This window comes from Enterobacter cloacae complex sp. S1 (assembly GCF_014930525.1).
Lineage (GTDB): Bacteria > Pseudomonadota > Gammaproteobacteria > Enterobacterales > Enterobacteriaceae > Enterobacter > Enterobacter hormaechei_C.
Map to the genome: position 1 here is coordinate 73,441 of NZ_JADBRE010000023.1, position 22,460 is coordinate 95,900.

Genomic DNA, 22,460 nt, shown 5'->3' on the forward strand with positions numbered 1-22,460 from the left:
ATGGATTTTATCTCATTGGGATGAGTTTATGAAAAGTAAACAAAAAACATTGTGGGCACTCGCTGCCCTCTCTTTCTGCTGCCCTGCTATTGCCGCAGAAGATGCCCGGCCCGCTGAACATGACGATACCAAAACACCGGCAATAACCTCCCCGTCATTTCGTTTTTATGGCGAGATGGGCGTCGGTGGGTATATGGATTTAGAAGGTCAGGATAAACATAAATACAGCGACGGCACTTATATTGAGGGCGGTCTGGAGATGAAACAGGGGAACTGGTTCGGCCTGATTTACGGCGAAGGCTGGACCGTACAGGCGGATCATCAGGGCAACGCCTGGGTGCCCGATCACAGCTGGGGCGGGTTTGAAGGTGGGATTAACCGCTTCTACGGCGGTTACAAAACTGATAACGACACCGAGATCATGCTCAGCCTGCGCCAGGACTCGTCTCTCGATGACCTGCAATGGTGGGGCGATTTTACGCCGGATCTAGGCTATGTGATCCCCAACACCCGCGACATCTTGTACGCACTAAAGGTGCAAAACCTCTCCGGCAACCTGCGCTATAGCGTCACCGCCACGCCAGCGGGTCACCATGACGAAAGCAAGGCCTGGCTGCACTTCGGCAAATACGATCGTTATGACGACAAATATACCTATCCGGCAATGGCGAATGGCTATATTCAGTACGACATCCTGAAAGATGTCACCTGGATGAACGGTCTTGAAATTACCGACGGCACAGGCCAGCTCTTTTTAACAGGCGTTTTGACACCCAACCTGGCGGCACGCGCGTGGCATCATACCGGACGGGCAGATGGACAGAACGTCTCCGGCACGGAGAGCGGATTTATGGTCAGCGCCATGGTGGAAGCCCTGAAAGGCGTTTATCTCTCCACTGCTTACAGCTACGCGAAACATCGTCCGGACGATGCGGCTGAAGAAACTACCTCGTTTATGCAGTTCGGGATCTGGTACGAGTACGGCGGCGGGCGTTTTGCCACCGCTGCCGACAGCCGCTTCTATATGAAAAATGCCTCCGGCGACCCGAGCGATCAGGTCTTCCTGATGCAATACTTCTACTGGTAAAAAGGATCTATCACCATGAAATACGTCCTCACGCCGCTGGCCTGCGCGCTGGCGCTCAGTTTTTCGGCTCACGCCGCCACCGCAACTGACTTCAAAAACGTCATCAACCGTACCGGCGCGCCGCTCTTCATGCAGGATTTCGACTACGACGACCACCAGCGGTTTAATCCCTTTTTTGATATGGGTGCCTGGCATGGGCATTTGCTGCCGGACGGGCCGCAGACCCAGGGCGGATTTCCCGGCGTAGCGCTGCTCACCGAAGAGTACATCAACTTTATGGCGACGAATTTTGATCGCCTGTCCGTTTATCAGAACGGTAAAAAAGTGGATTTCACCCTTGAAGCCTACAGCCTCCCTGGCGCGTTGGTGCAGAAACTGAGCGCCAGGGATGTTCAGATCGTGATGACGCTGCGCTTTGCTTCTGCGCGTACTTCGCTGCTTGAAACCCGTATTACCAGCAAAACGCCGTTGAAGCTGGTGTGGGACGGCGAGCTGCTGGAAAAACTGGAGGCCAAAGAGGGCAAGCCGCGTTCGGATAAAACCATCGACAGCGCATATCCTGATTATCAGCGTAAAATTGTAGCCACGCGCGACGGCCTGAAGGTGACCTTCGGCAAGGTACGCTCTACCTGGGATCTGCTCACCTCCGGCAGTTCCGAATATCAGTTACACCGCTCTCTTCCTGCCGAGACCACCGTTGACGGACATCGCTTTACCAGCCGGGCACAGATTTCCGGCAGCACCACGCTGTACACTACCTACTCCCATCTGCTGAACGCCGATGACGTCGCGCGTGAACAGCCGCAGATCCGCGACATTCTGGCGCGTCCGGCCTACTTTATGGCCGCCTCGCAAGCGCGCTGGGAGAGGTATTTACAAAAAGGGTTAACCAACCCGCACGCGACTCCAGAACAAACGCGCGTGGCGGTGAAAGCCATCGAGACGTTGAACGGTAACTGGCGTTCGCCAGGCGGCGCGGTGCGTTTTAACACGGTGACGCCCTCCGTAACCGGACGCTGGTTCTCCGGCAACCAGACCTGGCCGTGGGACACCTGGAAACAGGCATTTGCCATGGCGCATTTCAACCCGGAGATCGCCAAAGAGAACATCCGCGCGGTCTTCTCCTGGCAGATCAAACCCGACGATCCGGTGCGCCCGCAGGATACCGGATTTGTGCCGGATTTAATCGCCTGGAACCTGAGCCCGGAACGAGGCGGCGACGGCGGTAACTGGAACGAGCGTAACACCAAGCCGAGCCTGGCGGCATGGTCGGTGATGGAGGTGTATAACACCACGCAGGATAAAGCCTGGCTTGCCGAGATGTATCCAAAACTGGTTGCCTATCACGACTGGTGGCTGCGTAACCGCGATCATAACGGCAACGGCGTGCCGGAGTACGGTGCGACGCGTGATAAGGCCCATAACACCGCTACCGGCGAGATGCTGTTCACGGTGAAAAAAGGTGATAAAGAAGAGTCGCTTTCCGGCCTGAATAACTACGCACGGATAATCGATAACGGCCAGTACGACAGCCTGGAGATCCCCGCGCAGGTGGCCGCCTCGTGGGAGTCCGGGCGCGATGATGCCGCCGTATTCGGATTTATCGATAAAGCGCAGCTGGATAAGTACGTTGAAAACGGCGGGAAACGCAGCGACTGGACGGTGAAATTTGCCGAAAACCGGAGTAAAAAAGGCGATCTGTTAGGGTATTCCTTATTACAGGAGTCCGTTGACCAGGCAAGCTATATGTACAGCGACAATCACTATCTGGCGCAGATGGCGAGCCTGCTGGGTAAAGAGCAGGAGGCCAGCCACTATCGCCAGCTGGCAGATAAACTCGCAACCTATATCAACACCTGCATGTTCGATGCGAAAAGCGGGTTTTACTATGACATTCGTATCGAGGATAAGCCGCTGGCGAACGGCTGTGCGGGCAAACCTATCGTCGAGCGTGGTAAAGGGCCGGAAGGCTGGTCTCCGCTGTTTAACGGTGCCGCGACGCAGGAACATGCGGATGCCGTGGTCAAGGTGATGCTGGATCCGAAGGAGTTCAATACCTGGGTACCGCTCGGCACCGCCGCGCTGACAAACCCGGCGTTCGGCGCAGACATATACTGGCGCGGCCGGGTCTGGGTCGATCAGTTCTGGTTTGGACTAAAAGGCATGGAACGTTACGGCTATCGTGAGCAGGCGCAAACCCTCGCCGAAACCTTCTTTAAGCATGCGAAAGGGTTAACCTCGGACGGCCCGATTCAGGAGAACTATAACCCCCTGACCGGAGCACAGCAGGGCGCACCTAACTTCTCCTGGAGCGCGGCGCATTTGTATATGCTGTATAACGACTTTTTCCGTAAGAGCGATCGGTGATGCCCTCGTGCCCGGTGGCGGCTACGCCTTACCGGGCCTACGGTTCTAAAAAGTAGGCCGGGTAAGCGACAGCGCCACCCGGCAAAACCCTACCTTGTGATCCACAGCGTGGGCCAGGCATCTGGCCCATTCCAGTTATCACAGCTTGGCTCTTCCGCGTAGCGTACCAGGCGGAAGCGCTGGCCGTTAAAACGCCAGCGGGTCTGGATCCCACAGTCGCCAATCCCGCGTCCCAGCGCCAGCGTGGTCAGCTCGCGCGTTTTTTCGTCGAAGCTGGCATTCATCAACTCCATGTCGCTACTCTGGCTGGAAGGGGTAAACGGCAGGCGCAATCTCACGCTCCTGGCCGAAAATGGTTTTTTACGCGACACCAGCCACGCCAGGTCGACGGTGTTGTACGCCCCCGCCTCACAGCTGATGATCATCAGCGCTTTGTCATCGGTCAGCGCGGTCACGCGCACTTCACGCCGGTTCGGATCGAGAGAGCACTGGCTGTGGTTCATGCGCCAGGTACCGTAATCCAGCAGATCGTTGAGTTCGTTATGCGTCAGCGGCGTTGGCGTGGGGTTCACCACCGCCACCTTTTTTAATGCCGGCGCAGGCGGCACGCTTAGCGGTGGACTATCCCCTTTTTTAATCCACGCCGTTTCACTTCCGACGCGTTTTTGCTGGGCATCGATAAACAGCAGCGCCGCTTTCAGACCGGCCAGAGAAATTGTCTGCTTCCCCCCGCGCAGGGTCAGCGCCTGCCCTTCCTGAATGGTTTTCAGAAACGTGGTGATGGTGGCCGTATCGTCTGTTTTAAGATGCCAGGGGGCTAACTGCCAGTGTTGCGACGTGAGTTTAAGCGGCACATTGTCGAGCAGCAGGCGCGGGGCGATGTCAGGCTCTTTCACCGGAGGCGCCGAAAGCCCGCCGAGATCGATGCGCAGGCTGGCGTCCGTTTTTGCCCCCGCACTGCGGCTCAGCGTCATGACCAGACCGCGATGCTCGCCGGTATTGCGCGCTACGCAGAAGTTCTGGTTATTGCAGGTCACCTGCCAGTCTGAAAAAGACTGCTGCGCAGGCGCAGCCCACACCAAAGGCGCGGGAAGCACGCAAATGAAGAAGAGAAGATAAACGCAGTAGCGCATGAACGGCACAGCCCCGGAAACGAATAGGTCAATCTGGGGCGTATCTTCGTGCCCTGGGCGGGCTGGCTCAATCGGATTTATCGGATAGATTTATCTGAAATACAACTTATCGCGCTTCCGCCGCCGCATTCATCAGCCCGCTGGTTTGCAGATACTGCAACAGGATCACCGCTTTACCGTCGCGGATCTCACCGCGTTTCACCATGTCGACAGCCTGAGCGAAAGGCATTTCCAGCACTTCAATGTCTTCATCGTCCACGCCGCCGCCCCGGTGCGTGCGCTGAGCATCGGTATATTCCGCAATGAAGAAGTGAACCAGCTCGGTAACCCCGCCAGGGGACATAAACAGCTCAAAGACTTTCTGCACCGCACCCACTTCAAAACCCGTCTCCTCAATGGCTTCTTTGCGGATACACACTTCCGGCTCATCGTCATCAAGCAGACCTGCACAGGTTTCAATCAGACGTCCGTCCGCGTTGCCATTGACCCATGTCGCGATGCGAAACTGGCGGATCAGCACCACGCTTTGCTTTTCACGGTTATACAGCAGGATGGTTGCACCATTGCCCCGGTCGTAGACTTCGCGTTTATGGCGAATGACGTCCCCGTTCTTACGGGTGAGATCGTAAGTGATGTTACGCAGGACAAAGTAATTTTCAGAAAGGATTTTGTCTTTAATAACGGTAATGTTCAGGGACATACGGGCTCCACGGCAAAATGAGTCTGTTTATACTACGCCGTGAAGCCCGCTTTGTCGCCCGTCTGCATTAATGCATGTTGCGCGGCGGCACGCCAAGCCAGTCCATGATCCCCTGCGCGGCATGACGCCCTTCCGCCATCGCGGTGACCACCAGATCCGCACCGCGTACCGCATCACCGCCAGCAAAAATCTGCGGATTCGAGGTCTGGTAGCGATAACGGCTCTCCACGGAGGCCCTGATGCGCCCCCAGTCGTCGGTGTCGACGCCCTGCGCCTGAAGCCACGGCATGGCGTGCGGATTAAAACCAAACGCCATGATCACCGCATCCGCTGGCATGACAAACTCACTGCCCGCCACCGGGACAGGACGACGCCGCCCCTGCGCATCCGGCTCGCCCAGCCTGGTGCGCAGCATCCGGATACCGTTGACCTTCCCGTCGGTATCCAGCGTGAGCTCAACCGGCTGGACATTAAATTCAAACGCCGCGCCCTCTTCTTTCGCGTTTTTAACCTCTTTCTTTGAGCCCGGCATGTTGGCCTCGTCCCGCCGGTAGGCGCAGGTTACTTTCGCCGCGCCATGCCGCAGCGCGGTGCGCACGCAGTCCATCGCCGTATCGCCCCCGCCGAGCACCACCACGTTTAAACCCTGCGTGTCGATAAACGGTTCGTCTGCGGCAGGATCAAGGCCCATCACGTTCCGCGTGTTTGCCACTAAAAACGGCAGCGCGTCGTACACGCCCGGCGCGTCTTCGTGAGGGATACCCGCTTTCATGGAACGATAGGTCCCTACGCCGATGAACAGGGCATCGTAGTCGTTTTGCAATTGGGCCATCGATACGTCTTTTCCCACCTCGCAGTTCAGCTCGAAGCGGATGCCCATCGCGCTGAATATCTCTCTGCGCCGCGCTAACAGGGATTTATCCAGCTTGAAGGCCGGAATACCAAAGGTCAGCAATCCGCCGATTTCCGGATGCCGGTCGTAGACCGTCACGCCGACGCCGCTGCGCACCAGTACGTCGGCGCAGGCCAGCCCTGCCGGACCGGCACCGATGATGGCGACGCGCTTACCGACCGGCTTAACGTGGCTGACGTCCGGCGTCCAGCCCATCGCCAGCGCCCGATCCGAGATATACCGTTCGATATTACCGATGGTTACTGCCCCTGACGCATCCCGCAGGGTGCAGGCGCCTTCACATAATCGATCCTGTGGGCAGACGCGGCCGGTAATTTCCGGTAAACAGTTAGTCTGGTGAGAAAGCTCAGCCGCACCGACGATATCCCCCGCCCCGATCCGCTCAATCCACTGGGGAATGTGGTTATGCAGCGGGCAGGTCCACTCGCAAATGCTGTGCTCGCCACATTTCAGGCACCGGGAAGCCTCGCGCTGCGCCTGTTCCGGGCGAAACGGCAGGTAGATCTCGTTAAAATGGTATGCGCGTGCTTCGGGGCTGAGCTTATCCGGCTCACCGCGCGCCGGGGTGTTTTGCATCTGTTGCCGTTTGGTTTGCGGAGGGGCTGACTGAACCGCCTCGCTGTGCCACGGCAGCGCGTCCAGCCTTGCGCTGCGCTGTCGGCGCTGCTTAACCAGCTTATCCAGTACGGCTGGGGTGGCGAGCGTAAGCACCTCCGCCGGGCAGTTTTCCACGCAGGCCGGGCCTTGCGGCCTTTCCAGGCAGAGGTCGCATTTGTGCGCCGAGGCCTTAACGCTGTCGTTTTCCAGCGGGGCGATCAGCATGTCCATCGTGCCAAACGGACAGGCCACCACGCAGGCTTTACAGCCAATGCATTTTTGTTGATTGACCTGTACGCTGTCGTTGTGTTGCGTGATGGCTCCGTTCGGGCAGCTTTGCGCGCAGGGCGCATTTTCACAGTGGTGGCAGGTCACGGGACTTTTTCGCAAGCCAGAAGTAAGGACCGTAATGCGGGGATGAAAATGGCGCTCGCTCAGCGCGTGCTGTTCCCCGTTGTGCGCCATCACACAGGCGACTTCGCAGGCGCGACAACCGATACACTGCTGAGCATTGGCCATAATAAAACGATTCATAACAACACCTGTTTTTGGTTCAATAACCATATTCTTTCTATTGTTATCGTATTTACCCACAGCGGCATGGCGACGCAATGTTCAAATGCCCAGGAAGCCGAACTATTTCCAGTGAACCTGTGGCAGATCAATTTAATTCAGGAAGCTGATGAGTGACCGTTAAACGCCCCGTATCGGGAAGCCTGGCTCGGGCTTTCTTTTCGATGATTGTCTTGTCCGTTCTGATCAGCGCCATTGCGCTGGTCACACTCGCCAGCAGCCAGCGCGACGCCGAGGCGATTAACATCGCCGGCTCGCTGCGTATGCAGAGCTACCGCCTGGGCTACGAAATGCAGCGCGCCGGCCCATCGCTGGCAGAGCACCGCGCGGTCTGGCAAAAAACGCTGAGCGCGCCTGCGTTGCAGAAGCTAAACCGCTGGTATGTGCCAGAGGACGTCAAACAGCGTTACCAGCAGTTGCACCTTGGCTGGCAGGAGATGGACACGCGCATCGCCAGCGGCGATACCGGATGGTATCAGAACCACATAGAGGATTTCGTGGGCCGGATAGATGCCTTTGTGCTGGCGCTACAGCACTACACCGAACATAAAATTCAGCTGGTGATTTTCATGTCGCTGACGGGCGGCCTGGGCATCCTGCTGCTGGCGGTGGTGACCCTGCGGCGCATCCGCCGTCAGGTTGTGCTGCCGCTGAATAATCTGGTGGCGGCGAGCGAGCGTATCGAACAGGGGCAATTCGACACTCCCGCGCCGGATACTACGCTTCCCAACGAGCTGGGCCAGCTTTCCCGCGCCTTCAACCATATGTCGGCGGAATTACACACCCTGTACCGTTCCCTTGAGCGCTCCGTTGCTGAAAAAACCCGCCACCTGAATGAAGCGCATCAGCAGCTCGAAATGCTGTTCAAATGCTCACAGGCGTTGAATACCGGGCAGATAGACAGCCACTGTTTCCGGCATATTTTGCAGATTGTGCATGACTATACGCAGATGAATTACCTGCAATTGCGCACCAGTGACGACTGGCAGCTTTACGAAGGACAGGAGTCCCCGGGCGAGAAAATGCACAATTTACCGGTGTTAATGCAGGACACCCTGTACGGCGAACTGCGCTGGCAAAGCGCGACCGGGGATGTTCCGCTGCCGCTCATGGAAAGCGTGGCGACGATGCTGGGCCGGGGGCTCTATTTCAATCAGGCGCAGAAACATTATCAGCAGCTGCTGCTGATGGAGGAGCGCGCCACCATCGCGCGCGAGCTGCATGATTCGCTGGCGCAGGTGCTCTCCTATTTGCGTATTCAGCTTACGCTGCTGAAGCATGCCGTGCCGGGCGACAATGCTCCGGCGCAGACCATCATTACGGACTTCTCCCGCGAGCTGAATAACGCCTGGCATCAGCTACGCGAGCTGCTCACCACCTTCCGCCTGACGCTCAATCACGCCAATCTTCCTGCCGCGCTACAGGAGTCTCTCGACGGGTTGCAAAGCCAGACCCGCGCGAAGCTGGTGCTCGACTGCCGTCTCTCATCGCTGGCGCTGGACGCACAAAAACAGGTGCACCTCTTGCAAATTGTGCGTGAGGCAGTGCTGAATGCGATTAAACATGCCGACGCAAGCGAGATTGTGGTCAGCTGCGTCACCACCGCGGACGGCACTCACACGGTCACGATCCGCGACAACGGCATTGGTATCGGCGACGCCAGTGAACCGCCGGGGCATTACGGGCTGAATATCATGCGCGAACGCGCGGGACGGCTCGGCGGGACATTACACTTTTCTCAGCCGCCACAGGGCGGGACACAGGTCAGCGTAACGTTCCGGACGCCTGCGGCGCAGGCTGAAAAATAGCGAGAAAGAAGGCGCGCTGAAAAAAGCGCATGATAATTTACATTATCTCCTTTATTTCTCCACGTTTGACCTGGGCCTTACCGCTAAAGTTAGGCGGGCAATAAACAATAATGACGTGCAGCAAAACGAGGTCACACTTTAATGGCGAATTTTTTCATCGATCGCCCCATTTTTGCCTGGGTGCTTGCAATCCTGTTGTGTCTGACGGGTGTCCTGGCGATTACGTCCCTTCCTGTTGAGCAATACCCTGACCTCGCGCCCCCCAACGTGCGTATCACGGCGAACTACCCTGGCGCCTCGGCACAGACGCTGGAAAATACCGTCACCCAGGTTATCGAGCAGAACATGACGGGTCTCGATAACCTGATGTACATGTCCTCACAGAGCAGCGCCACGGGCCAGGCGACGGTAACCCTGAGCTTTACGGCGGGCACGGATCCGGATGAAGCGGTGCAGCAGGTGCAAAACCAGCTGCAATCGGCCCTGCGTAAACTGCCTCAGGCGGTGCAGAACCAGGGGGTGACCGTGCGTAAAACCGGTGACACCAATATTTTGACCATTGCGTTTGTTTCAACCGATGGCTCAATGGATAAGCAGGACATAGCGGACTACGTCGCCAGTAATATTCAGGACCCGCTCAGCCGTATCAACGGCGTGGGTGATATCGACGCCTACGGCTCGCAGTACTCCATGCGTATCTGGCTGGATCCCAACAAGCTGAACAGCGTGCAGATGACCGCCAAAGATGTCACCGACGCTATCGAATCGCAGAACGCCCAGATTGCCGTGGGGCAGCTCGGCGGTACGCCGTCCGTGGACAACCAGGCGCTTAACGCCACCATCAACTCCCAGTCGCTGCTCCAGACACCTGAACAGTTCCGCAATATCACGCTACGCGTGAATCAGGACGGTTCGGAAGTGCGTCTGGGGGATGTCGCCACCGTGGAGATGGGGGCGGAAAAATATGACTACCTGAGCCGCTTCAACGGCAATGCCGCGTCCGGGCTGGGGGTGAAACTGGCCTCCGGCGCCAACGAAATGGCGACCGCGCAGCGGGTGCTAGAGCGTCTGGATGAGCTGTCGCATTTCTTCCCGCACGGACTGGAGTACAAAGTCGCCTACGAAACCACCTCGTTCGTAAAAGCCTCCATCGAAGATGTGGTGAAAACCCTGCTCGAAGCTATCGCGCTGGTGTTCCTCGTGATGTACCTGTTCCTGCAAAACTTCCGCGCTACGCTGATCCCCACTATTGCGGTGCCGGTGGTGCTGCTGGGTACCTTTGCGGTGCTGTATGCCTTCGGTTACAGCATTAACACCCTGACCATGTTCGCCATGGTGCTGGCCATCGGCCTGCTGGTGGATGATGCCATCGTGGTGGTGGAAAACGTTGAACGCATCATGAGCGAGGAAGGGCTTTCGCCCCGTGAGGCCACGCGCAAATCGATGGGACAGATTCAGGGCGCGCTGGTCGGTATCGCCATGGTGCTGTCGGCGGTATTTATCCCGATGGCGTTTTTTGGCGGCACCACGGGCGCGATTTATCGCCAGTTCTCGATCACCATCGTCTCTGCAATGGTGCTCTCCGTACTGGTGGCGATGATCCTTACCCCTGCCCTGTGCGCGACGCTGCTGAAACCGCTGCATAAGGGCGAACACCACGGTCAAAAAGGCTTCTTCGGCTGGTTTAACCGCATGTTTAACCGCAATGCGGCGCGCTATGAAGCGGGCGTGGGTAAAGTTCTGCACCGCAGCGTACGCTGGATGGTGGTTTATGTCCTGCTGCTCGGCGGCATGGTCTTCCTGTTCCTGCGGCTGCCAACCTCGTTCCTGCCGCTGGAAGATCGCGGCATGTTTATCACCTCCGTACAGTTACCCAGCGGCTCGACCCAGCAGCAGACCCTGAAAGTGGTGCAGAAGGTTGAGAACTACTTCCATACTCAGGAGAAAGACAACGTGGTCTCCGTCTTCTCCACCGTCGGCTCTGGCCCTGGCGGTAACGGGCAGAACGTGGCGCGTATGTTTGTGCGCCTGAAAGACTGGGACCAGCGCGACAGCGATACCGGCTCCTCCTTTGCCATCATTGAGCGTGCAACCAAAGCGTTCAACAAAATCAAGGAAGCGCGCGTTTTCGCCAGCAGCCCGCCCGCCATCAGCGGCCTGGGCAGCTCAGCCGGGTTTGATATGGAGCTTCAGGATCACGCGGGTGCCGGGCATGACGCGTTGATGGCTGCTCGCGACAAGCTGCTGGAGCTGGCCGGGAAAGATCCGCAGCTTACCCGCGTTCGTCATAACGGTCTGGATGACAGCCCTCAGCTACAGGTGGATATTGACCAGCGTAAAGCGCAGGCGCTGGGCGTCTCCATCGACGACATTAACGACACCCTGCAAACGGCATGGGGCTCAAGCTACGTGAATGACTTTATGGATCGCGGCCGCGTGAAGAAGGTCTACGTTCAGTCTGCCGCCAAATACCGCATGCTGCCGGACGATATCAACCGCTGGTATGTGCGCAATAACACCGGCGGCATGGTGCCGTTCTCGGCGTTTGCGACGTCACGCTGGGAGACCGGTTCACCGCGTCTGGAGCGTTATAACGGCTATTCAGCGCTGGAGATTGTCGGTGAAGCCGCGCCGGGCGTCAGTACCGGTACCGCAATGGACATAATGGAAAAACTGGTTCAGCAGTTACCGACCGGCTTTGGTCTGGAATGGACGGCGATGTCCTACCAGGAACGGCTTTCCGGCGCTCAGGCGCCTGCCCTGTATGCCCTTTCGCTGCTGGTGGTGTTCCTCTGCCTGGCGGCGCTGTATGAAAGCTGGTCAGTGCCGTTCTCGGTGATGCTGGTGGTGCCTCTCGGGGTCATCGGCGCGCTGCTGGCAACCTGGATGCGCGGCCTGGAAAATGATGTCTATTTCCAGGTCGGACTCCTCACCGTAATCGGATTGTCGGCGAAAAACGCCATTCTGATCGTCGAATTTGCCAATGAGATGAATGCCAAAGGTCACGAACTGATGGCCGCCACGCTGCACGCCTGTCGTCAGCGCCTGCGTCCGATCCTGATGACCTCTCTGGCGTTTGTGTTTGGCGTCCTGCCGATGGCCACCAGCTCCGGCGCAGGCTCCAGCAGCCAGCACGCGGTGGGAACGGGCGTTATGGGGGGAATGATTTCGGCGACGATTCTGGCTATCTATTTCGTACCGCTGTTTTTTGTGCTGGTACGCCGTCGTTTCCCGCTGAAGGATAAGCCGGAATAACACGTTGAAATAAAAAAGGCGGCTTTACAGGCCGCCTTTTTATTGTGTGATTCTTTCACACTATGGTTATTTTAGTTAATTAAGTGCTCTTGCATTTCTTACCGGAAATTCATTTACGAAGCATGCCTTCGATAAAATCTTTCCAGTTCCCCAGTTCACGTTCAATCATAACAACCTCTCTTATTATTATGTGCATTCTACGAAAACGTATCATCATTGTGAAGCCACTTTAACCGATTGCTGTGATTGAGCCCCGCTGTGCTGGTAGGTTTAGGATCACTATGAGCGTTGTCGGGTAAATTTTATGTGACCTACAGCAATATTTTGAAATAGTCGGAAAAATGACAGCATTTTTAATTTCCCCCTGAGTTTATTGGCAATTTAAACAGGGTGGACAACTATGCTTAAAAGATGAAAGACTATTCAGCTTACAGCTGTTCGTTGAATTATGGAGAATTGTAAATCCCGAAAAATTCCGAATGTGTTATATTCCACTTAAGGATATATCTTCGAAAATATTGAACATTTAATCCACAAAAGAACAAAAGGATTCACTATGGTTGTGATGTACGGCATTAAGAATTGCGACACGATTAAAAAAGCCCGCCGCTGGCTGGAAGCACACAACATCGACTATCGCTTCCACGATTACCGTGCCGACGGGCTTGACCCCGCGTTTCTCCATTCCGCCATCAACGAACTGGGGTGGGAAGCGCTACTGAATACCCGCGGGACCACCTGGCGAAAACTGGATGAATCTCTCCGGGCCACGATCAACGACGCCGACAGCGCAGCCAAACTGATGCTTGAAATGCCGGCAATCATCAAACGCCCATTGCTCTACAAGCCAGGTCAGCCTATGCTGCTGGGTTTCAGTGAAACCCTTTATTCAGATTTATTCGTTGAGGTGTAGTCTATGTCATGCCCGGTCATTGAGCTGACTCAGCAGCTTATTCGCCGTCCTTCCCTTAGCCCGGACGACGCAGGTTGTCAGGCATTAATGATTGAGCGCCTGCGTGCCATCGGTTTTACCGTGGAGCACATGGATTTTGGCGATACGCAGAACTTCTGGGCATGGCGCGGTCAGGGAGAGACGCTGGCGTTTGCCGGACATACTGACGTAGTTCCCGCAGGCGACGCAGACCGCTGGATCAACCCGCCTTTTGAGCCGACCATCCGCGACGGCATGCTTTTCGGACGCGGCGCTGCGGACATGAAAGGTTCTCTGGCTGCGATGGTCGTGGCGGCAGAGCGTTTCGTCGCCCAGCATCCGAACCATAAAAACCGTCTTGCGTTTTTGATTACCTCCGATGAAGAAGCCAGCGCCCACAACGGCACCGTGAAGGTCGTTGAGGCCCTGATGGCGCGCAATGAACGTCTGGACTACTGTCTGGTGGGCGAACCGTCCAGCACCGAAGTGGTGGGCGATGTGGTGAAAAATGGCCGCCGTGGATCCCTGACCTGTAATTTGACTATTCATGGCGTGCAGGGCCACGTTGCCTATCCGCACCTGGCGGATAACCCGGTACACCGCGCCGCGCCGATGCTGAACGAACTGGTAGACATTGAATGGGATAAAGGCAACGAATTTTTCCCGCCAACCAGCATGCAGATAGCCAACATCAAGGCCGGCACCGGCAGCAACAACGTCATTCCCGGCGATCTCTTCGTCCAGTTTAACTTCCGCTTCAGCACCGAACTGACCGACGAGATGATCAAAGCGCGCGTGATTGCGCTGCTCGAGAAATATCAGCTGCGCTATACCCTCGACTGGTGGCTGTCTGGCCAGCCGTTCCTGACGCAGCGCGGTAAACTGGTGGATGCGGTGGTGAACGCCATTGCGCACTATAATGAAATTAAGCCACAGCTGCTGACAACGGGCGGCACGTCTGACGGACGCTTTATCGCCCGCATGGGCGCACAGGTTGTCGAACTGGGTCCGGTTAACGCGACGATTCACAAAATCAATGAATGCGTGAACGCTGCCGATTTACAACTGCTGGCCCGCATGTATCAACGTATTATGGAGCAGCTCGTCGCCTGACGGGTGCTTAAAGAGGATTAGCGAATGGACTGGCTTTCAAAGTACTGGTGGATTCTGGTGTTGGTATTTCTGGTAGGCGTGCTGCTTAACGTGATTAAAGATCTCAAGCGCGTTGACCATAAAAAGTTCCTTGCCAACAAACCGGATCTTCCGCCGCACCGTGATTTTAACGACAAGTGGGACGATGAAGACGACTGGCCGAAGAAGGACCAGAAGAAGTGATCGCTCTGTTTCCCCTCTCCCTAAAGAGAGGGGGACACCTCACAAAAACTCGACGATATCATCGTCATTCGGCTTACCGCCGCTGAGCGCTTCATCAAAGTAGTGTTTCGGTACGGTATAACGCAGATGATCGAGCGCGAACTGCATGCTGCGATCGTCAATGGCATGCCCCAGATCGTCTACGATATCCAGCGTCACATCTCCGCCCTCGCGCATCAGCGTCTCCTGGGCAGCAACCGCATGCGAAAGCTCAATTACCCGGTCTTCCCCCCCATGAATGAGATGGATCGTGGTCTGCGTGGTCGCGCTTTGCGGTAACGTCGCAAAACGCCCGTTAAAGGCAATCACGCGGGACACCAGTCCGGGCTGCGCTTTTACGCTTTCCAGCGACATGATTGAGCCCTGAGAGAAGCCAATCAGCGCCGTTGCGTCGGCGCCTACGCCGCTCTGCTGCTGCCAGTAACGCACGGTATCGATAAAGGCTGGCATAGCGGCATCAATACGCGCCTGACGATTCTCCTCCGTCACGCCCTCGACGGAAAACCACTGCCGCCCGTCCGGACCGCACGGCTCCACGCCGCCGATGCTGACGATCAGCGCGTGTGGGAAAACGGGTGCAAACCAGCTGCCAATCTGTCCCATATTGACGGCATTGTCGCCCACGCCATGAAACAGAAGCAGGAGCTGTTTAGCAGGTGTACCCGGGCTTTGCACAACAAAATGGTCATGTTTCATGGCGATCTCCTTAATTGATAAGCAGGATTTTACGCCTCTGCGGGGTAATGACCATGCCACTTTACTGAAGAACTCATTGAAAAAATTGCCATTGCAAAATGTCGGCTTTCAGCTGCTGGCTACGGGAGTAATCAAGCCTTTCAAGCGCGTGAGCGGTTTCCTCGCGTAGCTTCGCCAGCAACGCTTTGCGCCCGAAATCGTGCGTATTCCCTTCCATTTTCCCCCGCAGCGCCGGAAGTGGCATGTCCACGGCTAACAACAACCGCGTCAGCGCCGCAACCGAAGTTGAAAACGCCCGGTGAGCAAAGGCAAACCCCGCCAGCTCCAGCCAGTCGTCACTATTAAGGGTAGCTTCCCATGCATCCGTCACCGGGATCTTTTCGCCATTCCAGGCCGACAGGACGCGCATATCACGACATAACCGCTGATGCGCCTGTTCGCAGAGCTGATGCCCCGCCTCGCTCAGCGGCAGCAACCCCATCGCCGTATAGCACCCGCTGCTGGCTTCCCGGTGGCTGCCCATTCGCACCAGCACAAACCCGCACTGCCGCCAGAAACGCCACAGCTCGTCGGTATAGCCAAAGCTGACCGAGAGATAATCTTCTCCGCTGGCACTGCGGATCAGCCGCTGGCCGATGCCTTCCCGCTGGCGATGGGGATGAACCGCAATGCGGCTGACGCGTCGGCCTTTCAGCGTCGCCGCGAGCGGCGAGCCGCCGTGCGCTGCCAGCGACTGCGCCACCAGATTTCCACGCGGCCGACGAAAGCCCGCCCAGACTGCGCGGCTAAGTTCAGGGGGTAATCCCCCCTCCTCCACCAGCCAGAGCGCGCCCGCGATCTCCGCGCCCGCCTGAGCAACAGCAAAGTGCTGGCCGGGGGCGTCCATCATCCGGCGTAAATCGAGGGGTGACGTCCGGTAGTGCGCGGCGCAAAGCAGTTCATACACGCCTGCCCCGCGCGTCGGATCGCTCTCCCACATCCCGGGCTCCAGCGACGTTAAACGTACCTCGCCTTCCGGTTTGCGATCGATAAGCGCATCGTCGAACAGCAGCGCGTTCGCCACTATCCGCTCAAGGGGACATCCGGCAGCCCAGCGAACAGGCGTGGATAAGGTATAACGCCGCAGGCCGCTGAACCGGGCGCAGAACTTCAGCAGGAATCCCCTGCCCGTGCCTTCATAACCCTGCACCGTGGTGGTCAGCAACACGCGGGGAAAGCGCGACGCCAGCTTCTCCAGCAGCGGGCCGGGGATGGCGGCCGCCTCATCGACAATCAGCCAGTCAGCTTCTGTTGTGGAGGCCAGCAGCGCATCCGGGGCCATAAAGTGAAAATGTTCCCCGGCGAAACGCGCGATGACATCCGTCGCCCCTTTTGCCGGTGCCGTCACTACTGCACTCCCCTGAATGCCGTTGAGCAACATGCCCGCCAGGGCGGACTTTCCGCGTCCGCGCGGTGCCGTCACGGCGGCCACGCCCGCAGGCATGGTCAGAAGAGCGTCGAGGATCTCAGCTTGCTCGCGCTGCGGTTCACCGCTGGCAGGCTGCCAGGCGGGTAAATCTGGCGTAACGGGAAGGCACAGAGGACGATGTTGATGCCAGACGATGGCATCTGAATCGGCGGCAAGCGTCCGGCAAAAGTGGTGAACAAAGTGCGGGGTGGCGATCGGCTCGGCGCTGTCGCTCCAGCGTAGAGAATCCGCGTCGGGCCTGTTAGCCCAGACGGAGAACGGCGGCACCAGCAGCATCAGAAGGCTTCCGGCGCGCAGGGTCCCGCTGAGGGCGGCGAAGGCCGAGACGTCAAACCCGCGACGCGCGTCAAAAACGGCGTGCAGGTATTCACGTCCCAGCAGGCCGCTGATGGCCTTAGAGGGGTTTTCCTCCAGCCACAGCCAGTCTCCTGGTAACGTATCGCGCAGGATGGTCGCCTGGCTCAACGTCCACGCTTCATCGCCGCTGAGCACCACCAGCCGGCGGTGCCCGGTACGCTGAAGCTGGTTAACCAGCTGTTCAAACCCCAACATCACATAGCTTTGCCGAAGGTATTACACTGCGACGGGTTGCCGCTGTCGAAGCCACGCTTAAACCAGCTGTAGCGCTGCTCTGAGGTGCCATGGGTAAAGCTGTCCGGCACAACGCGCCCCTGGCTCTGCTGCTGCAAGCGATCGTCACCAATCGCCTGTGCGGCATTCAGGGCTTCTTCCAGATCGCCTGTTTCCAGCACGCCCTGCTGCTGCATGCTGTGTCCCCAGACGCCAGCGAAGCAGTCGGCCTGAAGCTCCATGCGTACGGACAGACGATTCACCTCCGCCTGAGAAGCATTCTGCTGCATCTGACGCACTTTAGGCTCAATGCCGAGGAGCTTCTGCACGTGGTGGCCGACTTCATGCGCGATCACGTAGCCCTGGGCAAAATCGCCGTCGGCGCCCAGCTTGCTTTTCATGTCGTCATAGAAGGAGAGATCGATATAGACGGTGCTGTCCGCCGGGCAGTAGAACGGCCCCATAACGGACTGCCCGGTGCCGCAGCCGGTGCGGGTTGCGCCCCGGTACATCACCAGTTTTGGCGGCTGATAAGTCCGCCCCATTTTCTCGAACTGCTGACCCCAGGTATCTTCGGTCGTCGCGAGAATAACGGAAGTAAATTTTGCCGCTTCATCTTCATTCGGGCTGATGGAGCGCTGAGAATACTGCTGCTGTTGCCCGGTTTCACCGGTCATCAAACCGGTCAGGTCGACGCCGTAGTAGCCCGCCACCAGCACGACGACCAGCAGAATAATGCCGCCCTTGCCGCTGGGTAACCGGAAACCTGGCCCGCCCATAGACGGACCACCGCCACCACTGCTGCGTCTGTCTTCTACGTTGTCACTTTCACGACGCCCTTGCCAGCGCATAAACACCTCGAACTATTCCATTTATAATAGCTATGATCGTAGGCGGTTAATGAAAGGATTACCATAGTAAACAAGGATAAGACGCCAAAGGATGCCAACATCCTTTGGCAAATGCGCAGTTTAGTCGAGCTTAACGCCTAAACGGTGAGCAACCGCTTCGTACGCTTCGACCACGCCACCCAGACTCTGGCGGAAACGGTCTTTGTCCATTTTATCCAGCGTCTCTTTGTCCCACAGGCGGCTGCCGTCCGGCGAGAATTCGTCGCCCAGCACCACTTCGCCCTTGTACAGACCGAACTCCAGCTTGAAGTCGACCAGGATCAGGCCCGCGTCATCAAACAGCTTTTTCAGCACGTCATTGGCTTTGTAGGTCAGTTCCTGCATGCGCGCCAGGTTCTCTTTGCTTACCCAGCCGAAGGTTTCGCAGTAGGATTCGTTGACCATCGGGTCGTGCATGGCGTCGTTTTTCAGGAACAGATCGAACAGCGGTGGATTCAGTTCGATACCCTCTTCAATGCCCAGACGCTTCACCAGGGAGCCTGCGGCACGGTTACGGATCACGCACTCAACCGGCACCATATCCAGTTTTTTTACCAGACATTCCGTATCGGACAGCAACGCTTCCATCTGAGTCGGGATACCGGCTTCGGCCAGTTTGGTCATAATGAAGTGGTTGAACTTGTTGTTCACCATGCCCTTACGATCGAACTGCTCAATGCGTGCGCCGTCTCCTGCTGACGTATCATTGCGGAATTCGAGCACCAACAGATCCGGGTTTTCCGTGCTGTATACGGTTTTCGCTTTGCCACGATACAACTCAGCTTGCTTCTGCATCTTCATTACTCCTGGTGTGATGATTTGTATTCAAAACTGGCCATATTATGCCACGCACACGTTTGCGTAGCACGAAAATAAAAAGGGCTGGATTAACCAGCCCTCACTATTATTTGCTGAATGCGGCCTGGAAGGCAGCGACCAGCGCATCGTTCTGCGCCTGGGTCAGCGTGTGTCCTTTCGGATCGATAAATTGCAGGCTGCTGCGGTTATCGAGGTCGCCAACCTGGATTTTGTAGTCACCGGAAGGCAGCTGTGGATCGCTTGCCCCCAGCTCCTGCCAGGCGCTATCAGACAGCGGCTTATAGGTCGCTGTGATGCTGCCCGTTGAACGGGTGCTGTCGGTCACCTTCATGCCCACTTTTTCAAGCGTTGCTGGCAGGCGCTGCCAGGTCTGATTAAACGGCGCACGCACCACCAGCATTGGCAGGCCGGTATCGTCTGCACCGCTCTGCACATCAAACGTTGAACCGTTACGGTTCTGCGCGGCGTTTGCGGCATCGGTAGCGTTTTTATCCAGACCTGCGGCAATCACGTTCAGCATTTCAGTGCTGTAGCGCTGCATGGCGGCCGGATCGGCAACCGGTTTACCTGCCTGCTCAAGATTCAACAGCTTAACGGTAACCGCCTGCTGATAACCCTGCGGCTTAACGGAGACTTGATAACGACCACGATACTGCTGGTCTTCATCGAGACGGTTCCACTCAATCCAGTCGGTGGTTAAGGTCTGGCTGGCGTCGTCGCGTTTATCAATCGTATAGTTTTTCGACTGAATAACGCTCACAACCTGCGGCCACAGCGTGGTACCGCGTGCGCTTTCCACCAGCAGAGAGGCCGTATCACCGGTAAACTGCGTGCGCGCGCCACTCACCAGCGCCAGAGGCTGAGCCGGCGGACGAATATCAAGCGCTTTACCCACCAGGCCACTGCCGTTGGTAACCGGAATATTATAATCACCGTTCTGGATCGGCAGGATCATGCCGGCAGGCGCGTGAAGTTCAGCAAGCGGCGGCGCATCCAGATAGGATTCATCACCGCTCACCTGGCGCTTGTAGCGCGAGTCTGAACTACAGGCAGCGAGGAGCATAACAAGCGAAACACCCGCAACCTTCGCCAGGCGCGACTTCTGTACTGAATAAGCCATCAAATCTCCCTAAACTTTACAGCAAACCGGCATGTTTCAGCGCGCCAGCGACAATTTCACGACCGTGGTCGGTAATCGGTGTCATTGGCAGACGCAGCGTGTCGGTTGCTACAAGCCCCAACTCCTTACATGCCCATTTCACTGGGATCGGATTGGGTTCGACAAATAATTTATTGTGCAACGGCATCAGACGCTGATTAATCACGCGAGCTTCATCAAAGTGACCGGCTGCGGCCAGTTTGCACATGTCAGCCATATCACGCGCCGCCACGTTCGCCGTAACGGAAATCACGCCATTACCACCGAGCTGCATAAAGTCCAGCGCGGTCGCATCATCACCGCTCAACAGGATAAAGTCGTCTGAAACCAGCTCTTTGATCTGATGAACGCGGCTTAAGTTCCCTGTCGCCTCTTTAATCCCGATAATATTTTTTACTTTCGAGAGACGGCCAACGGTTTCCGGCAGCATATCGCAACCGGTACGGGACGGCACATTATACAGAATTTGTGGCAAGTCAGTATGTTCAGCGATGGCTTTGAAATGCTGGAACAAACCTTCCTGAGTAGGACGGTTGTAATAAGGGGTCACCGTCAGGCAGCCGACAATGCCGCTGTCGTTAAAACGCTGAGTCAGGCTAATCGCTTCTGCCGTTGCGTTTGCGCCCGTACCCGCGATGACCGGAATACGCCCGTCCGCCAGTTCCAGGGTCAGCATCACAACGTCGCCGTGCTCTTCGTGGCTCAGCGTAGCGGATTCACCGGTAGTCCCTACCGAAACGATCGCCGAGGTTCCATTGGCGACATGGTAATCAATGAGCTTCTTCATGCTTGACCGGCAGACATTACCTTTTTCATCCATCGGTGTAACAAGCGCGACAATACTTCCCGTGAACATGAGCCATCCTCTGTGCGAACAAGAGCCTCAATGTTACGTTTGGAACTGTAATAAAAGCAAGCGACCTGAGGCTCTCAGGCGGTTGTATGCATGTTTTTTTTATGCTTTCCTTAGGAAGACTTAACCACGCAAAGGAAGAACAGGTTTGACAACCTCATCACAACATTACCTGGTTATCACTGCGCTGGGTGCTGACAGGCCGGGTATCGTGAATACCATCACTCGCCACGTGAGCAGTTGCGGCTGCAACATCGAAGATAGCCGGCTGGCTATGCTTGGCGAAGAGTTCACGTTCATCATGCTGCTTTCCGGAACATGGAATGCCATTACCCTCATCGAATCTACCCTGCCGCTGAAAGGCGCTGAGCTGGATTTACTGATTGTGATGAAGCGCACCACCGCGCGCCCGCGTCCGGCTTTGCCTGCCACGGTCTGGGTACAGGTTGAAGTGCCTGATTCACCTCATCTGATTGAACGTTTTACGGCGCTGTTTGACAGCCATCAGATGAACATTGCCGAACTGGTTTCCCGCACGCAGCCGGGCGATGAAAACGCAATCCCGACGCTGTTTATTCAAATTACCGCACACAGCCCTGCCTCGCAGGATGCGTCAAATATCGAGCAAGCGTTCAAAGCCCTCTGTACAGAATTACATGCGCAAGGCAGTATAAGCGTCGTCGATTATTCGCAGCACGAACAGGATGGAGTTGAGTAATGAACCCACTGAAAGCCGGTGATATCGCACCGAAATTTAGCTTACCGGATCAAGACGGCGAGCAAGTAAATTTGACCGACTTCCAGGGACAGCGTGTTCTGGTCTATTTCTACCCGAAAGCCATGACCCCGGGCTGTACCGTACAGGCCTGCGGTCTACGCGACAACATGGATGAGTTGAAGAAGGTCGGTGTGGAAGTGCTGGGCATCAGCACCGATAAGCCAGAGAAGCTGTCACGCTTTGCGGAAAAAGAGCTGCTGAACTTCACGCTGCTTTCCGATGAAGACCACCAGGTTTGCGAGCAGTTTGGCGTCTGGGGTGAGAAGTCCTTTATGGGCAAAACGTACGACGGTATTCACCGCATCAGCTTCCTGATTGACGCTGACGGTAAAGTTGAGCATGTGTTTGATGATTTCAAAACCAGCAACCACCACGACGTGGTGTTGAAGTGGCTGAAAGAGAACGCGTGATAATTTTAGTGCCGGGTGGCGCTGCGCTTACCCGGCCTACAAGGTAAATGCAAAACGGTAGCATGCGCTACCGTTTTTA

The 22,460-nt window shown here is 56.6% G+C and carries 19 protein-coding genes; 9 read left to right on the forward strand and 10 right to left on the reverse strand.

Annotated features, from left to right (window positions below; all coding sequences use genetic code 11):
• The first annotated feature begins 28 nt into the window (after positions 1–28).
• On the forward strand, positions 29–1,087 hold the full coding sequence (gene ygjJ / locus IM290_RS15895) for a protein YgjJ (RefSeq protein ID WP_193042342.1): 1,059 nt from the start codon (positions 29–31) through the stop codon (positions 1,085–1,087).
• Between the two features lie 15 nt (positions 1,088–1,102).
• Positions 1,103–3,454: an alpha-glucosidase gene (gene ygjK, locus IM290_RS15900; RefSeq protein WP_226876033.1), complete on the forward strand. Its 2,352-nt coding sequence runs from the start codon at positions 1,103–1,105 to the stop codon at positions 3,452–3,454.
• A gap of 89 nt (positions 3,455–3,543) precedes the next feature.
• On the opposite strand, the gene IM290_RS15905 is transcribed toward ygjK, so the two are convergent.
• The 3 genes from IM290_RS15905 to aegA form a co-directional block, all read right to left on the reverse strand.
• The gene (locus tag IM290_RS15905; protein WP_023295117.1) at positions 3,544–4,587 is read right to left on the reverse strand and encodes a DUF1176 domain-containing protein; all 1,044 of its coding nucleotides are present in this window, start codon (positions 4,585–4,587) and stop codon (positions 3,544–3,546) included.
• 106 nt (positions 4,588–4,693) lie between these two features.
• The gene (gene nudK / locus IM290_RS15910; RefSeq protein ID WP_017692952.1) at positions 4,694–5,287 is read right to left on the reverse strand and encodes a GDP-mannose pyrophosphatase NudK; all 594 of its coding nucleotides are present in this window, start codon (positions 5,285–5,287) and stop codon (positions 4,694–4,696) included.
• Positions 5,288–5,354: 67 nt separating this feature from the next.
• The gene (gene aegA / locus IM290_RS15915) at positions 5,355–7,331 is read right to left on the reverse strand and encodes a formate-dependent uric acid utilization protein AegA (protein ID WP_063410166.1); all 1,977 of its coding nucleotides are present in this window, start codon (positions 7,329–7,331) and stop codon (positions 5,355–5,357) included.
• A 152-nt stretch (positions 7,332–7,483) separates the two neighbouring features.
• On the opposite strand from aegA, the gene narQ reads away from it, so the two are divergent.
• On the forward strand, positions 7,484–9,178 hold the full coding sequence (gene narQ / locus IM290_RS15920; protein WP_045337831.1) for a nitrate/nitrite two-component system sensor histidine kinase NarQ: 1,695 nt from the start codon (positions 7,484–7,486) through the stop codon (positions 9,176–9,178).
• 141 nt (positions 9,179–9,319) lie between these two features.
• Positions 9,320–12,433, forward strand: a complete 3,114-nt coding sequence (acrD, locus tag IM290_RS15925) for a multidrug efflux RND transporter permease AcrD (protein WP_017383494.1) — start codon at positions 9,320–9,322, stop codon at positions 12,431–12,433.
• 109 nt (positions 12,434–12,542) lie between these two features.
• Here the strand turns inward: acrD and ypfM are convergent, their stop codons facing one another.
• Entirely contained in the window at positions 12,543–12,602 is a 60-nt protein-coding gene (gene ypfM, locus IM290_RS15930) for a protein YpfM (protein ID WP_015572204.1), read from the reverse strand.
• Positions 12,603–12,989: 387 nt separating this feature from the next.
• Here ypfM and IM290_RS15935 point away from each other — a divergent pair, with 387 nt between their 5' ends.
• The 3 genes from IM290_RS15935 to IM290_RS15945 are packed head-to-tail and all read left to right on the forward strand — an operon-like array spanning position 12,990 to position 14,699.
• Positions 12,990–13,346, forward strand: coding sequence for an ArsC family reductase (locus IM290_RS15935; RefSeq protein WP_193042343.1), 357 nt, complete (start codon positions 12,990–12,992; stop codon positions 13,344–13,346).
• Positions 13,347–13,349: 3 nt separating this feature from the next.
• Positions 13,350–14,477: a succinyl-diaminopimelate desuccinylase gene (gene dapE / locus IM290_RS15940; protein WP_193042344.1), complete on the forward strand. Its 1,128-nt coding sequence runs from the start codon at positions 13,350–13,352 to the stop codon at positions 14,475–14,477.
• A gap of 24 nt (positions 14,478–14,501) precedes the next feature.
• Positions 14,502–14,699 (forward strand): YpfN family protein, encoded by a 198-nt coding sequence (locus IM290_RS15945; protein WP_000383991.1) that lies wholly within the window; start codon positions 14,502–14,504, stop codon positions 14,697–14,699.
• Positions 14,700–14,738: 39 nt separating this feature from the next.
• On the opposite strand, the gene ypfH is transcribed toward IM290_RS15945, so the two are convergent.
• The 6 genes from ypfH to dapA form a co-directional block, all read right to left on the reverse strand.
• On the reverse strand, positions 14,739–15,434 hold the full coding sequence (gene ypfH, locus IM290_RS15950; RefSeq protein ID WP_192972288.1) for an esterase: 696 nt from the start codon (positions 15,432–15,434) through the stop codon (positions 14,739–14,741).
• Between the two features lie 73 nt (positions 15,435–15,507).
• Positions 15,508–17,454 (reverse strand): tRNA(Met) cytidine acetyltransferase TmcA, encoded by a 1,947-nt coding sequence (locus IM290_RS15955; RefSeq protein WP_193042345.1) that lies wholly within the window; start codon positions 17,452–17,454, stop codon positions 15,508–15,510.
• Positions 17,454–18,323 carry a neutral zinc metallopeptidase gene (locus IM290_RS15960; RefSeq protein ID WP_001303362.1) on the reverse strand — a complete coding sequence of 290 codons (870 nt, stop codon included), beginning with the start codon at positions 18,321–18,323 and terminating at the stop codon, positions 17,454–17,456. The genes IM290_RS15955 and IM290_RS15960 overlap by 1 nt, the downstream gene beginning before the upstream one ends.
• 120 nt (positions 18,324–18,443) lie before the next feature.
• Positions 18,444–19,157 (reverse strand): phosphoribosylaminoimidazolesuccinocarboxamide synthase, encoded by a 714-nt coding sequence (purC, locus tag IM290_RS15965; RefSeq protein ID WP_001171626.1) that lies wholly within the window; start codon positions 19,155–19,157, stop codon positions 18,444–18,446.
• Positions 19,158–19,266: 109 nt separating this feature from the next.
• Positions 19,267–20,301, reverse strand: a complete 1,035-nt coding sequence (gene bamC, locus IM290_RS15970; protein ID WP_006811481.1) for an outer membrane protein assembly factor BamC — start codon at positions 20,299–20,301, stop codon at positions 19,267–19,269.
• A 16-nt stretch (positions 20,302–20,317) separates the two neighbouring features.
• On the reverse strand, positions 20,318–21,196 hold the full coding sequence (gene dapA, locus IM290_RS15975) for a 4-hydroxy-tetrahydrodipicolinate synthase (RefSeq protein ID WP_003860542.1): 879 nt from the start codon (positions 21,194–21,196) through the stop codon (positions 20,318–20,320).
• A gap of 145 nt (positions 21,197–21,341) precedes the next feature.
• On the opposite strand from dapA, the gene IM290_RS15980 reads away from it, so the two are divergent.
• Both IM290_RS15980 and bcp read left to right on the forward strand, forming a co-directional pair.
• Positions 21,342–21,911: a glycine cleavage system transcriptional repressor gene (locus IM290_RS15980; protein WP_000213743.1), complete on the forward strand. Its 570-nt coding sequence runs from the start codon at positions 21,342–21,344 to the stop codon at positions 21,909–21,911.
• Positions 21,911–22,381: a thioredoxin-dependent thiol peroxidase gene (bcp, locus tag IM290_RS15985; RefSeq protein WP_015572198.1), complete on the forward strand. Its 471-nt coding sequence runs from the start codon at positions 21,911–21,913 to the stop codon at positions 22,379–22,381. The genes IM290_RS15980 and bcp overlap by 1 nt, the downstream gene beginning before the upstream one ends.
• Positions 22,382–22,460 lie beyond the last annotated feature (79 nt).